General features: G+C 38.6%; 11 protein-coding genes, 23 tRNA genes, 1 rRNA gene and 1 pseudogene. 8 read left to right on the top strand and 28 right to left on the bottom strand.

What is annotated here, in order from left to right; genetic code table 11:
• The 4 genes and pseudogenes from BUB96_RS04630 to BUB96_RS04615 form a co-directional block, all read left to right on the top strand.
• A partial coding sequence (locus BUB96_RS04630; RefSeq protein WP_234945795.1) for a UPF0236 family transposase-like protein occupies positions 1–547 on the top strand: 547 nt, incomplete at its 5' end.
• A 434-nt stretch (positions 548–981) separates the two neighbouring features.
• A pseudogene (locus BUB96_RS10710) lies at positions 982–1029 on the top strand (hypothetical protein); the annotation flags it as partial.
• Positions 1030–1044: 15 nt separating this feature from the next.
• Entirely contained in the window at positions 1045–2964 is a 1920-nt protein-coding gene (gene tet(M), locus BUB96_RS04620) for a tetracycline resistance ribosomal protection protein Tet(M) (protein ID WP_000691749.1), read from the top strand.
• Between the two features lie 100 nt (positions 2965–3064).
• On the top strand, positions 3065–3250 hold the full coding sequence (locus BUB96_RS04615; protein ID WP_011058338.1) for a cysteine-rich KTR domain-containing protein: 186 nt from the start codon (positions 3065–3067) through the stop codon (positions 3248–3250).
• A gap of 59 nt (positions 3251–3309) precedes the next feature.
• On the opposite strand, the gene BUB96_RS04610 is transcribed toward BUB96_RS04615, so the two are convergent.
• Positions 3310–3663, bottom strand: a complete 354-nt coding sequence (locus BUB96_RS04610; RefSeq protein WP_001227347.1) for a helix-turn-helix transcriptional regulator — start codon at positions 3661–3663, stop codon at positions 3310–3312.
• 504 nt (positions 3664–4167) lie between these two features.
• Between BUB96_RS04610 and BUB96_RS04605 the strand changes: the two genes are divergently transcribed.
• The 4 genes from BUB96_RS04605 (at position 4168) to BUB96_RS04585 (ending at position 6780) form a co-directional block, all read left to right on the top strand.
• The gene (locus BUB96_RS04605) at positions 4168–4590 is read left to right on the top strand and encodes a sigma-70 family RNA polymerase sigma factor (RefSeq protein WP_000804885.1); all 423 of its coding nucleotides are present in this window, start codon (positions 4168–4170) and stop codon (positions 4588–4590) included.
• Positions 4587–4817, top strand: a complete 231-nt coding sequence (locus tag BUB96_RS04600; protein ID WP_000857133.1) for a helix-turn-helix domain-containing protein — start codon at positions 4587–4589, stop codon at positions 4815–4817. The genes BUB96_RS04605 and BUB96_RS04600 overlap by 4 nt, the downstream gene beginning before the upstream one ends.
• 460 nt (positions 4818–5277) lie before the next feature.
• Positions 5278–5481 (top strand): excisionase, encoded by a 204-nt coding sequence (locus tag BUB96_RS04590; RefSeq protein WP_000814511.1) that lies wholly within the window; start codon positions 5278–5280, stop codon positions 5479–5481.
• Between the two features lie 81 nt (positions 5482–5562).
• Entirely contained in the window at positions 5563–6780 is a 1218-nt protein-coding gene (locus BUB96_RS04585; protein WP_001291561.1) for a tyrosine-type recombinase/integrase, read from the top strand.
• A 629-nt stretch (positions 6781–7409) separates the two neighbouring features.
• Here BUB96_RS04585 and BUB96_RS04580 read toward each other — a convergent pair.
• From BUB96_RS04580 to msrA, 27 genes are all read right to left on the bottom strand, one after another.
• The gene (locus BUB96_RS04580; protein ID WP_073297075.1) at positions 7410–8861 is read right to left on the bottom strand and encodes a TrkH family potassium uptake protein; all 1452 of its coding nucleotides are present in this window, start codon (positions 8859–8861) and stop codon (positions 7410–7412) included.
• 15 nt (positions 8862–8876) lie between these two features.
• Complete coding sequence (gene trkA, locus BUB96_RS04575; RefSeq protein WP_073297072.1) at positions 8877–10229, bottom strand: Trk system potassium transporter TrkA; 1353 nt, start codon at positions 10227–10229, stop codon at positions 8877–8879.
• Positions 10230–10478: 249 nt separating this feature from the next.
• A tRNA-Leu gene (locus BUB96_RS04570) sits at positions 10479–10563 on the bottom strand.
• A 49-nt stretch (positions 10564–10612) separates the two neighbouring features.
• Positions 10613–10684 (bottom strand) — tRNA-Cys (locus BUB96_RS04565).
• 18 nt (positions 10685–10702) lie between these two features.
• Positions 10703–10774: transfer RNA gene (locus BUB96_RS04560), tRNA-Gln, on the bottom strand.
• A gap of 7 nt (positions 10775–10781) precedes the next feature.
• A tRNA-His gene (locus BUB96_RS04555) sits at positions 10782–10854 on the bottom strand.
• Positions 10855–10876: 22 nt separating this feature from the next.
• A tRNA-Trp gene (locus BUB96_RS04550) sits at positions 10877–10947 on the bottom strand.
• Positions 10948–10951: 4 nt separating this feature from the next.
• Positions 10952–11034 (bottom strand) — tRNA-Tyr (locus BUB96_RS04545).
• Between the two features lie 23 nt (positions 11035–11057).
• Positions 11058–11130: transfer RNA gene (locus BUB96_RS04540), tRNA-Phe, on the bottom strand.
• A 4-nt stretch (positions 11131–11134) separates the two neighbouring features.
• A tRNA-Asp gene (locus tag BUB96_RS04535) sits at positions 11135–11208 on the bottom strand.
• Between the two features lie 54 nt (positions 11209–11262).
• Positions 11263–11335: transfer RNA gene (locus tag BUB96_RS04530), tRNA-Met, on the bottom strand.
• An 11-nt stretch (positions 11336–11346) separates the two neighbouring features.
• Positions 11347–11436: transfer RNA gene (locus BUB96_RS04525), tRNA-Ser, on the bottom strand.
• 11 nt (positions 11437–11447) lie between these two features.
• Positions 11448–11519: transfer RNA gene (locus BUB96_RS04520), tRNA-Glu, on the bottom strand.
• 23 nt (positions 11520–11542) lie between these two features.
• Positions 11543–11616: transfer RNA gene (locus BUB96_RS04515), tRNA-Ile, on the bottom strand.
• Between the two features lie 14 nt (positions 11617–11630).
• Positions 11631–11701: transfer RNA gene (locus BUB96_RS04510), tRNA-Gly, on the bottom strand.
• Between the two features lie 7 nt (positions 11702–11708).
• A tRNA-Asp gene (locus BUB96_RS04505) sits at positions 11709–11782 on the bottom strand.
• A gap of 56 nt (positions 11783–11838) precedes the next feature.
• Positions 11839–11912 (bottom strand) — tRNA-Ile (locus tag BUB96_RS04500).
• Positions 11913–11938: 26 nt separating this feature from the next.
• A tRNA-Met gene (locus tag BUB96_RS04495) sits at positions 11939–12012 on the bottom strand.
• 5 nt (positions 12013–12017) lie between these two features.
• A tRNA-Pro gene (locus BUB96_RS04490) sits at positions 12018–12091 on the bottom strand.
• 36 nt (positions 12092–12127) lie between these two features.
• Positions 12128–12201 (bottom strand) — tRNA-Arg (locus tag BUB96_RS04485).
• A 30-nt stretch (positions 12202–12231) separates the two neighbouring features.
• Positions 12232–12317 (bottom strand) — tRNA-Leu (locus tag BUB96_RS04480).
• Between the two features lie 39 nt (positions 12318–12356).
• A tRNA-Gly gene (locus BUB96_RS04475) sits at positions 12357–12428 on the bottom strand.
• Positions 12429–12458: 30 nt separating this feature from the next.
• Positions 12459–12531, bottom strand: a tRNA-Thr gene (locus BUB96_RS04470).
• A 79-nt stretch (positions 12532–12610) separates the two neighbouring features.
• Positions 12611–12683 (bottom strand) — tRNA-Lys (locus BUB96_RS04465).
• Positions 12684–12688: 5 nt separating this feature from the next.
• Positions 12689–12761: transfer RNA gene (locus tag BUB96_RS04460), tRNA-Val, on the bottom strand.
• 10 nt (positions 12762–12771) lie between these two features.
• Positions 12772–12887: ribosomal RNA gene (rrf, locus tag BUB96_RS04455) — 5S ribosomal RNA — on the bottom strand.
• A 119-nt stretch (positions 12888–13006) separates the two neighbouring features.
• A complete protein-coding gene (gene msrA, locus BUB96_RS04450) occupies positions 13007–13540 on the bottom strand; it encodes a peptide-methionine (S)-S-oxide reductase MsrA (RefSeq protein WP_073297069.1) in 534 nt (177 codons plus the stop codon).
• Between the last annotated feature and the right edge of the window lie 5 nt (positions 13541–13545).

Below are 13545 nucleotides of genomic sequence, written 5' to 3'. Positions count from 1 at the left end.
TTTAAATCGGACATTTGGCATGAATGAGAAAGTTTTTAAGCCCAAAGTACGTCAAGCGATTAATGAAAAAGATTTTGACACTTTTCAACGCTGGATGGATACTTTTGAGAGTACCTTAGAACTCGATTCAGAGATAGAAAAATTGAACGCTTTTTATACCTATATCCAAAAAAATTGGGATCGAATATTTGACTGGCGGACGGTTATCGAAGACGCTCCTGCGGACGCTCGTAGACTAGGCGCAATGGAATCCAATCAGAGACGAATTAGTTTTCGAATGAAAAAAAGAGGAATGCATTGGAGCGAAAGAGGATGCGAAGCGATGGTGAAAGTAAAACAAGGAGTATTTAACCAAACATTAAGAGAAGCTTACTTAGCAGATATTCATCGAAGTGCTCGTCAAGTGCGTAAAGATAAACAACTCGTGAGTGCTACAAAGATTTTACATCAAAAATTCCGACCGTCAGTGGGTGCCAAGCAAGGGAGTATCTCTTTATATGCGCCCACTTCATCAGCCATCGGTCATTTGTTTAAAAGTTTTCGTTAATGAAACCGTCTATTCTCTTTGATTCCGAACTTTGGAATCAAAGAGAATAGATGGTGTAGCAAGCGGCTTAAGCCGCGCGGTAGCGATCCGCTAAAGAGAATCGTAAAAGTGTACAAAAATAGAGTGCCCTAAATAGTGATAGAATAACTGCACCGAGAAAAACTTGACACAGACAAAAATTGGAGATTCCTTTACAAATATGCTCTTACGTGCTATTATTTAAGTATCTATTTAAAAGGAGTTAATAAATATGCGGCAAGGTATTATTAAATAAACTGTCAATTTGATAGCGGGAACAAATAATTGGATGTCCTTTTTTAGGAGGGCTTAGTTTTTTGTACCCAGTTTAAGAATACCTTTATCATGTGATTCTAAAGTATCCGGAGAATATCTGTATGCTTTGTATGCCTATGGTTATGCATAAAAATCCCAGTGATAAGAGTATTTATCACTGGGATTTTTATGCCCTTTTGGGCTTTTGAATGGAGGAAAATCACATGAAAATTATTAATATTGGAGTTTTAGCTCATGTTGATGCAGGAAAAACTACCTTAACAGAAAGCTTATTATATAACAGTGGAGCGATTACAGAATTAGGAAGCGTGGACAAAGGTACAACGAGGACGGATAATACGCTTTTAGAACGTCAGAGAGGAATTACAATTCAGACAGGAATAACCTCTTTTCAGTGGGAAAATACGAAGGTGAACATCATAGACACGCCAGGACATATGGATTTCTTAGCAGAAGTATATCGTTCATTATCAGTTTTAGATGGGGCAATTCTACTGATTTCTGCAAAAGATGGCGTACAAGCACAAACTCGTATATTATTTCATGCACTTAGGAAAATGGGGATTCCCACAATCTTTTTTATCAATAAGATTGACCAAAATGGAATTGATTTATCAACGGTTTATCAGGATATTAAAGAGAAACTTTCTGCCGAAATTGTAATCAAACAGAAGGTAGAACTGTATCCTAATGTGTGTGTGACGAACTTTACCGAATCTGAACAATGGGATACGGTAATAGAGGGAAACGATGACCTTTTAGAGAAATATATGTCCGGTAAATCATTAGAAGCATTGGAACTCGAACAAGAGGAAAGCATAAGATTTCAGAATTGTTCTCTGTTCCCTCTTTATCATGGAAGTGCAAAAAGTAATATAGGGATTGATAACCTTATAGAAGTTATTACTAATAAATTTTATTCATCAACACATCGAGGTCCGTCTGAACTTTGCGGAAATGTTTTCAAAATTGAATATACAAAAAAAAGACAACGTCTTGCATATATACGCCTTTATAGTGGAGTACTACATTTACGAGATTCGGTTAGAGTATCAGAAAAAGAAAAAATAAAAGTTACAGAAATGTATACTTCAATAAATGGTGAATTATGTAAGATTGATAGAGCTTATTCTGGAGAAATTGTTATTTTGCAAAATGAGTTTTTGAAGTTAAATAGTGTTCTTGGAGATACAAAACTATTGCCACAGAGAAAAAAGATTGAAAATCCGCACCCTCTACTACAAACAACTGTTGAACCGAGTAAACCTGAACAGAGAGAAATGTTGCTTGATGCCCTTTTGGAAATCTCAGATAGTGATCCGCTTCTACGATATTACGTGGATTCTACGACACATGAAATTATACTTTCTTTCTTAGGGAAAGTACAAATGGAAGTGATTAGTGCACTGTTGCAAGAAAAGTATCATGTGGAGATAGAACTAAAAGAGCCTACAGTCATTTATATGGAGAGACCGTTAAAAAATGCAGAATATACCATTCACATCGAAGTGCCGCCAAATCCTTTCTGGGCTTCCATTGGTTTATCTGTATCACCGCTTCCGTTGGGAAGTGGAATGCAGTATGAGAGCTCGGTTTCTCTTGGATACTTAAATCAATCATTTCAAAATGCAGTTATGGAAGGGATACGCTATGGTTGTGAACAAGGATTGTATGGTTGGAATGTGACGGACTGTAAAATCTGTTTTAAGTATGGCTTATACTATAGCCCTGTTAGTACCCCAGCAGATTTTCGGATGCTTGCTCCTATTGTATTGGAACAAGTCTTAAAAAAAGCTGGAACAGAATTGTTAGAGCCATATCTTAGTTTTAAAATTTATGCGCCACAGGAATATCTTTCACGAGCATACAACGATGCTCCTAAATATTGTGCGAACATCGTAGACACTCAATTGAAAAATAATGAGGTCATTCTTAGTGGAGAAATCCCTGCTCGGTGTATTCAAGAATATCGTAGTGATTTAACTTTCTTTACAAATGGACGTAGTGTTTGTTTAACAGAGTTAAAAGGGTACCATGTTACTACCGGTGAACCTGTTTGCCAGCCCCGTCGTCCAAATAGTCGGATAGATAAAGTACGATATATGTTCAATAAAATAACTTAGTGTATTTTATGTTGTTATATAAATATGGTTTCTTGTTAAATAAGATGAAATATTTTTTAATAAAGATTTGAATTAAAGTGTAAAGGAGGAGATAGTTATTATAAACTACAAGTGGATATTGTGTCCTGTATGTGGAAATAAAACACGATTAAAGATAAGGGAAGATACTGAATTAAAAAAATTCCCCCTCTATTGTCCGAAATGCAGACAAGAAAATTTAATTGAAATAAAGCAGTTCAAAGTAACTGTGATTACAGAGCCAGACGCAAAGACGCAGAGCCGATAAAATGAGATTAATACAATCTCATTTTATCGGCTCTTTCCGTTATGTATGGATTCTTTTAATTAGTCTTCGATGTTTCTTGCTTCGTTGATACCGCTGGCTAAAGATTCCATTAAGGATAGTTCTTTGTCTGTAAAGCTATCCATGTATTTCTCTATCTGTAATCGTCGGGTGCTTTTTACCAAGTTATTAGCAGGTAAGAAAAATTCATCAACGGAAACATGAAGTAACGATACAAGGTCATAAAGAACTTGTATGCTGGGGTGTTGCCCTTTATTTTCAATATTAGTTAAGTACCGTGGGTCAATTTCAATCAATGCTCCCACTTGTTCACGAGTTAAACCTCGTTTCAATCGAGCTTCTTTAATGGCTAAACCAAAGGCTCTAAAATCATATTTATCTTCTTTTTTACGCATAGTAGACCACCTCTATACATTTTATTGTTCCTACTGAATTAAAAACAGGTATAGAAAAACGTGTTATATGGTTTATAGGTTTATATTTAATAAAAAGCACTACTAAACGCCAATAAAAAAAACCGTTATATGGTAGTGCTATTTACGCTGTTAAAATATTGTATATTACTTCCAAATGGCGGTTTGTTGGAGGTCAACGTCGCCATGAAGTACATCATATACAATAAATTTCCTTACATTGGGTTCTTGTCAAAAAAAGTCGTCTATCTGCAATAGATAAGTACGTCCACCAATGTGGTTTTATAAATCATATAGATAGAATAACAGAAGCATGTAAACAGAGAAATAAATCTGTTTATATGCTTTTTTGGCTATTCAGAACTTTTTTACAAAGTTTATTTATCAGTAATGCAACAAATCCCCCTTTCACATTGGGACTAAGAGTGAAAGGAGATAAACGAGCAAGGCTCACTTCCTTTCCTAGACAGAAAGGGGGTGAGAAACATGAAACCATCTTCTTTTCAGACCACAATAGAAAATCAGTTTGACTATATCTGTAAACGTGCTATGGAAGACGAGCGAAAGAATTATATGCTTTATCTTTCAAGGATTGCAAAGCGTGAGGTGTCCTTTTCGGATGTTGGCGATTATCTTGTTAGCCAGTTTGCGACAACAGATAACTATTCAACTGACTTTCAGATTTTTACACTCAATGGGTTATCAGTAGGCGTTGAAAATGATTTGTTGAGTGAAGCATTACGTGAGTTGCCAGACAAGAAACGTGAAATTCTACTGCTGTTTTACTTTATGGACATGAGCGATTCAGAAATTGCAGACCTGTTGAAATTGAACCGTTCTACTGTCTATCGGCATAGAACCAGTGGACTAGCCTTAATTAAAAAGTTTATGGAGGAATTTGAAGAATGAAAACACAATATCCTATGATTCCCTTTCCTCTCATTGTAAAGGCAACAGATGGCGATACCGAAGCGATTAACCAGATTCTACATCATTACAGAGGGTACATAACGAAGCGTTCCCTACGACTTATGAAAGATGAATATGGCAATCAAAGTATGGTCGTTGATGAAGTCTTACGTGGAAGAATGGAAACCAGACTGATTACAAAGATTTTGTCATTTGAAATTAAGTAATATCCTCTCTCCTTTCGTGGAAGCGTGCTAAACCATTCCACGCTTCCCGAACAGGGAGGTTTGTTATTCCACCAAAGCATATTGAGCTTTCAATGTGTTTTGATAGGCTAACGAGCCATTGTTCTTTGAAAACTGAATAAAAGTAATCGAATACGTTTCGATAAGAAAAGAGCCAACGGAACTAACCGCCATGACCTATCTTATAAAGATAGCGAGCGATTCATGTTAGTGATCCGAGAAGCAATCTTTAGCAGGATTGCCTGCAACGACATTCTTATCGTGATAATGATACTCCCATACAGTCAATAGTCCGAGCGTGATAAAACCGTCGCAGGCAATGAGTATGGCTACATGAGAACCATGCAGGGGTGGAACTCCCGTGAGCTTTGCTAAAGCTGTTCGATTGCTGGTAAAACAACTTTTATGAAATCCAAATAAGTGATTTGGAAAGGAGGATTTTATGAAGCAGACTGACATTCCTATTTGGGAACGTTATACCCTAACCATTGAAGAAGCGTCAAAATATTTTCGTATTGGCGAAAACAAGCTACGACGCTTGGCAGAGGAAAATAAAAATGCAAATTGGCTGATTATGAATGGCAATCGTATTCAGATTAAACGAAAACAATTTGAAAAAATTATAGATACATTGGACGCAATCTAGCGTCGCCAAAGGGTCTTGTATATGATAAAATAGTATTAAGTCGTATCAAGGCTCTTTCCATAAAGGAAAGGAGCAAATGCCATGTCAGAAAAAAGACGTGACAATAAAGGTCGAATCTTAAAGACTGGAGAGAGCCAACGAAAAGACGGAAGATACTTATACAAATATATAGATTCATTTGGAGAACCGCAATTTGTTTACTCGTGGAAACTTGTGGCTACAGACCGAGTACCAGCAGGAAAGCGTGATTGTATCTCACTTAGAGAGAAAATCGCAGAGTTACAGAAAGACATTCATGATGGTATTGATGTTGTAGGAAAGAAAATGACACTCTGCCAGCTTTACGCAAAACAGAACGCTCAAAGACCAAAGGTTAGAAAAAACACTGAAACTGGACGCAAATATCTTATGGATATTTTGAAGAAAGACAAGTTAGGTGTAAGAAGTATTGACAGTATTAAGCCATCAGACGCTAAAGAATGGGCTATTAGAATGAGTGAAAATGGTTATGCTTATCAAACCATCAATAACTACAAACGTTCTTTAAAGGCTTCATTCTATATTGCTATACAAGATGATTGTGTTCGGAAGAATCCATTTGACTTTCAACTGAAAGCAGTTCTTGATGATGATACTGTCCCTAAGACCGTACTAACAGAAGAACAGGAAGAAAAACTGTTAGCCTTTGCAAAAGCTGATAAAACCTACAGCAAAAATTATGATGAAATTCTGATACTCTTAAAAACAGGTCTTCGTATTTCAGAGTTTGGTGGTTTGACACTTCCAGATTTAGATTTTGAGAATCGTCTTGTCAATATAGACCATCAGCTATTGAGAGATACTGAAATTGGGTACTACATTGAAACACCAAAGACCAAAAGTGGCGAACGTCAAGTTCCTATGGTTGAAGAAGCCTATCAAGCATTTAAGCGAGTGTTAGCGAATCGAAAGAATGATAAGCGTGTTGAGATTGATGGATATAGTGATTTCCTCTTTCTTAATAGAAAGAACTATCCAAAAGTGGCAAGTGATTACAACGGCATGATGAAAGGTCTTGTTAAGAAATACAATAAGTATAACGAGGATAAATTGCCACACATCACTCCACATAGTTTGCGACATACATTCTGTACCAACTATGCAAATGCAGGAATGAATCCAAAGGCATTACAGTACATTATGGGACATGCTAATATAGCCATGACGCTGAACTATTACGCACATGCAACATTCGATTCTGCAATGGCAGAAATGAAACGCTTGAATAAAGAGAAGCAACAGGAGCGTCTTGTTGCTTAGTAGTACAAATGAATTTACTACTTATTTACCACTTCTGACAGCTAAGACATGAGGAAATATGCAAAGAAACGTGAAGTATCTTCCTACAGTAAAAATACTCGAAAGCACATAGAATAAGGCTTTACGAGCATTTAAGAAAATATAAAAAGATAATTAGAAATTTATACTTTGTTTAAAATAAAAAATCTGATAGTTTTATATTTATCTTTAAGAAAAGATCGTTTTACGACGCTCGCGTGGCGATATCTTCCCCCGCATGTGAGCGGACCAACCTCGCGTGCCGGCGTCTTCGTCCGCGTGTGAGCGGGCTGACCTCGCGTGGCGATATCTTCCCCCGCGTGTGAGCAGACTGATCTCGCGTACCGGCATCTTTGTTCATAGGGTATATTTTATATGAATTTATTAAAGCTTCAAAAATATAACACGACAAATACCTTTTTTTATTTTTAGCAATGAAAAAAGGCAGTCGATTAAGACTGCCTTTTCTTGGTGACTATCTTTTTTGAATTCGCGTCGATAGCCACTAGTTCCTTTCGCGAATATCCTTGTATCTGTACCTTAACATAGATAGGACTCATGTCAAGGATTCAAAATCTTTTACACTCTTTTACCTAATAAATTTTCCACGCTTAAATTCGTTTTCTCCATGTATTTGGTGATAATAAAATTAAGACCGGGAAGAGTTCTAGTCGTCCCATAATCATAATAAAAGATAAAACGACTTTAATAAATGGAGAATACAAAGAGAAGTTCCCAGCAGGTCCTACAACACCTAAACCAGGACCAATATTATTAATTGTCGTTGCCACCGTACTAAATGCCGAGATAAAATCAGGCGCTTCAAAACTTACCATCAAAGTAGTGATTATAAAAATAAATGCATAAATAATAACGTAACTATATATTTTATTTAACTCCTGCTCGTCCATCATTTTATTCTCAAATTGGACAGTGACCACTCTATTAGGACGCACCACTCGTTTCAATTCAGCTAAGCCCGACTTCACTAATATCGCGACACGCGAGACTTTTAATCCACCCGCTGTCGATCCAGCCATTCCACCTACAAACATTAACAAAAGCAAAATTATCTGAGAAAACATAGGCCATTGCTCAAATAAAGCGGTAGAAAAACCAGAAGTTGTAATTACCGATGAAACCGTAAAAAAGCTGTCTCGTACGGAAGTGAGTAAAGGAATAGCATTCATCACTAAATTCGCACTAATGAGCACAATACTGATTCCGACAATTCGTAAATACCATTTTAATTCTTCATTTTTAAATGCTTGTTTAAATTCTTTGTGGATGAGTAAATAGAATAAGTTGAAATTCATTCCAAATATAAGCATACCTATTCCTAAAATCAATTCTATCATTGCGCTGTTATAGGGTGCGATACTCCCATTCACAATTCCAAATCCCCCGGTACCCGCTACACCAAATGATAGTAAAAGCGAATCAAACAAAGGCAAGCCAGCTAACCATAAAAGGAAAATCACGACTAGAGTCATAACAAAATAGATGACATAAAGAATTCGTGCGGTGGAAGATAATCTAGACACTAACTTTCCAAACGTTGGACCCGGCATTTCTGCTTTCATTATATGTACGGACTCAGAGTCAGAACTGGGTAGAACAGCTAAAGCAAAAACTAAAACCCCCATACCTCCTATTAAATGAGTGAAACTTCTCCAAAATAACATGGAGTGAGATAAAGCTTCAACATCCGTTAAGATGCTAGAACCTGTTGTCGTGAACCCACTAGACGTTTCAAAAAAAGCATCCACAAATAAGGGAATATCTCCACTAAACACAAAAGGTAATGCGCCAAAAGCAGACACTAAAATCCACGAAAGCGCCACTATAATAAAGCCTTCTTTTGCATAAAGTTTATGTGTATTCATTTTTGTACGAGAAAAACTAAAACCAATTCCCACCATCAAAATAGCTGTTATTAAAAAACTTAATAGATAACGAAGGGGCTCTCCATAAATCAGACTAACTAAAATCGGGAAGAACATTAATCCGGCCACAACCATTAATATTCTACCCGTTACATACCTTACAATATCTTTATTCAATGACCATTCACCCGCTTATTTTAAAATATCATCAATATCGTCAAATCGTTTATACGTCGTTACAACAATGACATGGTCTCCTGCATAAATACGGTCTTCACCAGAAGGAAAAATTAATTCTTTACCACGTATAATGTAAGCAACCAATACATTCTCTTTTATATTCAACTCATTAAATGTTTTTCCAATGACTTGACTACCTTTCTTTACTAAAAATTGAAGAGCTTCTACTTTATTATCTGCTATTCGATAAAGCGCTTCTACATTAGAAGCTTTTGCTCCTCTTAACGATCGAACAAATTTTAGGATCTTACTGGTAATTAAAATCTTAGGCGTCACAATGGACTGCAAATCAGTATCTTCTAAAATCTTCAATAAACCAGTTCGACTAACTTTGGTAATAACTTTATTTACATCCAAAGAAATCGCATATAACGAGTTAATAATATTCTCTTCATCAATCCCTGTCAGACTTAGTACCGCATCAAATTGCTCGATTCTTTCTTCGTTTAAGAACTCTTGATCCGTCCCATCCCCTCTTATAATCATCATATCGGGGAATTGGTGACTTAAATCAACCGCTGTGTCATAATCCATCTCAATGACTTTAATATCCATATCTAGCTTTGAAAGTCTTTGAAGAAGATAATAAGTTACACGCCCTCCACCAATAATAAGAGATGAATGAATTTCTTTATTTTTATACCCAACTTCGCGATAGAAATGATTTAATTCCTCTTTTTCACCAGTAACATATAAATGATCACCCTCGTGTAAAACTGTATCTCCACTCGGAATAAATGTCTCATGACGATGAGTGACCGCACAAATAAGAAGCTCACTATATCGTTGCCCAAACTGGGTTAAAGAAATACCCGCTAATAAGCTATTCGCTTGAATTCTTACTTCTACAATATTTACCCGTCCCTTTTCAAAGGTCTCCGTACTTAAAGATTCTGGAAATTCGAGAAGGCGTGCCATAAGTTTCGCAGCTTCCAATTCAGGATTAATCACCATAGAAATCTCTAAACTATCGCGGATAAACTCCGTTCGATTCGCATATTTTGGATTTCGAACCCGAGCAATAGTATGAGCCGCACCTAATTTTTTAGCAATCACTGAGCTAATAATGTTCGTCTCATCTTCAGGCGTTACCGCAATAAAAAGATCACAATTTTGGATTCCCGCTTCAACCAGACTATCATAATCTGTCGCATCTCCCGTTAATCCCGTAATGTCCGTTTTATTAATGATTTGTTCTAAGCGATTCTGATTTTTTTCTAATAAAACAATATTAATATCTTCTTTAGATAACTCTTGGCACAGGGTTTCTCCAATTTTTCCTCCACCAGCAATTACAATATCCACTTAAACTCTCACCTACTACTTTTCATTTCCTATATTTTAAATTCGGCTTTTATCTATTGCCATCCTAACAAAATAAAAAACCGTTTGAAACATAGTATACTCCAAATATCCCAAACTGCAATGTTAACTTTTTCCTTAAAAATAATCGTCCTAAAGACACTCTAACAACACAAAAAAGCACTCTACCTCTTCGAAAATACGAAAGATAGAGTGCTTAACATTTTGTAAGATTTTAAAATAATGTGTAAATACCGGTGGTCGGGATCGAACCGACACGTCCGCAATGGACACGGGATTTTGAGTCCCGCGCGTCTGCCAGTTCCGCCACACCGGCTAGATGTGCTTATTGCCGTGCTTACTATAAGTCGTTTTAAATCAACCAAAGGCACGGATCGGATTTGAACCGACGAATAGGGGTTTTGCAGACCCCGGCCTTACCACTTGGCTACCGCGCCAAAAATCAAAATAAAAAACTGGGCTACCAGGATTCGAACCTGGGATACACGGGATCAAAACCCGATGCCTTACCGCTTGGCTATAGCCCAATCAAAGGGCGGCTGATGGGGATCGAACCCACGAGTGTCGGCGCCACAAGCCGATGTGTTAACCACTTCACCACAACCGCCATCATATTAAATTGTGTTACACAGGGGTAGCAGGAGTTGAACCCACATCGACGGTTTTGGAGACCGTAGTTTTGCCATTAAACTATACCCCTAAAGTGGAGGGAGAAGGATTTGAACCTTCGAACTCGAAAGAGGACGGATTTACAGTCCGTTGCGTTTGGCCACTTCGCTATCCCTCCGCATTTAATTAAATAAACAATAATGGCGCAGGACAGAGTTGAACTGCCGACACACGGAGCTTCAATCCGTTGCTCTACCAACTGAGCTACTGCGCCAGTACGACCCCGACCGGATTTGAACCGGCGATCTCCTCCGTGACAGGGAGGCGTGGTAAACCGCTACACTACGGGGCCTTGTATATCTTATTATATCATATTTACAACAAAAATAAAGGATAAATAGGATAATTGCGGGGGTAGGACTTGAACCTACGACCTCCGGGTTATGAGCCCGACGAGCTGCCAACTGCTCCACCCCGCGATAATAGTATAAGGAGGATGAGGGATTCGAACCCCCGCACGCCGTTAAGCGTCTGTCGGTTTTCAAGACCGATCCCTTCAGCCGGACTTGGGTAATCCTCCATGTTGTAAAATGACCCCTACGGGATTCGAACCCGTGATACCGCCGTGAAAGGGCGATGTCTTAACCACTTGACCAAGGGGCCTTTATTATATTTTATATTGCTAATGGGCCTGAGTGAACTCGAATCACCGACCTCACCCTTATCAGGGGTGCGCTCTAACCAACTGAGCTACAGGCCCGTATTAAAATGGAAAGCGGGTGAGGAGAATCGAACTCCCGACAACAGCTTGGAAGGCTGTAGTTTTACCACTAAACTACACCCGCATATTTACGACCCCGACCGGATTTGAACCGGCGATCTCCTCCGTGACAGGGAGGCGTGGTAAACCGCTACACTACGGGGCCTTAAGTTATTCAAAGTACAACTTTGGACTTAACTCAAACAATCCCGGTAAGCACTATGGACCTTGCTGGATTCGAACCAGCGACCGGACGGTTATGAGCCGTCTGCTCTAACCAGCTGAGCTAAAGGTCCGCTAACATTTAACTCGGATAAAGATATAGCGGCAGAGGGGATCGAACCCCCGACCTCACGGGTATGAACCGTACGCTCTAGCCAGCTGAGCTACGCCGCCATTTATCGGGAAGACAGGACTTGAACCTGCGACCCCCTGGTCCCAAACCAGGTGCTCTACCAAGCTGAGCCACTTCCCGTATAGATAAATGATTCTATTTCATTAAAAAAGAAAACGCACCCTACAGGAGTTGAACCTGTAACCTTCTGATTCGTAGTCAGACACTCTATCCAATTGAGCTAAGGGTGCATGTTATTAATAATATTATTTGATGCACAATACCGAGAGCCGGAATCGAACCGGCACGGAGACAACTCTCCGCAGGATTTTAAGTCCTGTGCGTCTACCTATTCCGCCACCCCGGCTAAACGCTAAATCCCATCTAAAACTTATTCATTTTTAGAAGCGGAAGACGGGGTTCGAACCCGCGACCCCCACCTTGGCAAGGTGGTGTTCTACCACTGAACTACTTCCGCATTTTGCTTCACTTTAAAACAAAATTCAAATGCCGGCTGTAGGAGTTGAACCCACGACCCCCTGATTACAAATCAGATGCTCTACCAACTGAGCTAAGCCGGCCTTTTTTGACGCAAGTAATATTATAAGACAATAAAAAAAGAATTGCAAGTACATTTTTATTGTCTTGCTAAATTCTCGATGAGCCATGCAGGAATCGAACCTGCGACCCTTTGATTAAAAGTCAAATGCTCTACCGACTGAGCTAATGGCTCAAAAATGGAGAATACTGGGCTCGAACCAGTGACCCCCTGCTTGTAAGGCAGGTGCTCTCCCAACTGAGCTAATTCTCCATTATAAAAAGAATGGCAATGTCCGGCTTTCACAAAGGGAAACCCTTCACTATCCTCGGCGCTAAGAAGCTTAACGGCTGTGTTCGGCATGGGAACAGGTGGTACCTTCTTGCATTAATCACCAAACTTTTTATGTGCCGTGTTCACCACAGCAACTACTATATAATACACAGTTATTATTTAAATGTCAACACATTTTTAAAACTTTTTAAAATATTTTCTTTTAGTAGGATTAAAACCCTATACTAGTCATTATCTTCCCAATGTTTTTCTAAAAATGGTACACGGCCTGAACCTACACTGTATCTTTTATAATGGGCGGATTCTTTTTTGTAGAAGTCTTGATGGTAATCTTCTGCTGCATAGAAAGGTTCTCTTGGCTCTATAGATGTCACTATAGGTTCATGGAAGGGACCATTTTCTTCCAGATTCTTTTTGGATTCTTCAGCAATTTGACGTTCTTCTTCATTACTATAATAAATAACTGGGCGATATCCTTCGCCACGATCCGCAAATTGCCCAGCAGCATCGGTTGGATCTGTTTGTCGCCAATAAATTTCGACTAAATCTTTATAGGAAATCTTGTCTGGGTCATAAGTGATTTCGACAGCTTCAGTGTGACCTGTACCTCCCCGTACAACCTCATTATAAGTCGGATTTTCGACGTGCCCCCCGGTAAAACCAGAGACTACAGCTTCAATTCCCGGTAAGGAGTCGAAGGGCTCGACCATACACCAAAAACAGCCACCTGCAAAAACAGCTTTTTTAAATTCTGCCATGTTTA

The sequence above is a fragment of the Atopostipes suicloacalis DSM 15692 genome (genome assembly GCF_900129085.1).
GTDB classification, from domain to species: Bacteria; Bacillota; Bacilli; order Lactobacillales; family Carnobacteriaceae_A; genus Atopostipes; species Atopostipes suicloacalis.
The sequence above is the reverse complement of the archived record's forward strand: the minus strand, read 5'-3'. Positions and strand labels throughout refer to the sequence as shown.

Coding starts and splice junctions, on each gene's coding strand:
- BUB96_RS04610 (WP_001227347.1), bottom strand. CDS start 3,663: ATGCGTAAAAAAGAAGATAAATATGATTTTAGAGCCTTTGGTTTAGCC.
- BUB96_RS04605 (WP_000804885.1), top strand. CDS start 4,168: ATGAAACCATCTTCTTTTCAGACCACAATAGAAAATCAGTTTGACTAT.
- BUB96_RS04600 (WP_000857133.1), top strand. CDS start 4,587: ATGAAAACACAATATCCTATGATTCCCTTTCCTCTCATTGTAAAGGCA.
- BUB96_RS04590 (WP_000814511.1), top strand. CDS start 5,278: ATGAAGCAGACTGACATTCCTATTTGGGAACGTTATACCCTAACCATT.
- BUB96_RS04585 (WP_001291561.1), top strand. CDS start 5,563: ATGTCAGAAAAAAGACGTGACAATAAAGGTCGAATCTTAAAGACTGGA.
- msrA (WP_073297069.1), bottom strand. CDS start 13,540: ATGGCAGAATTTAAAAAAGCTGTTTTTGCAGGTGGCTGTTTTTGGTGT.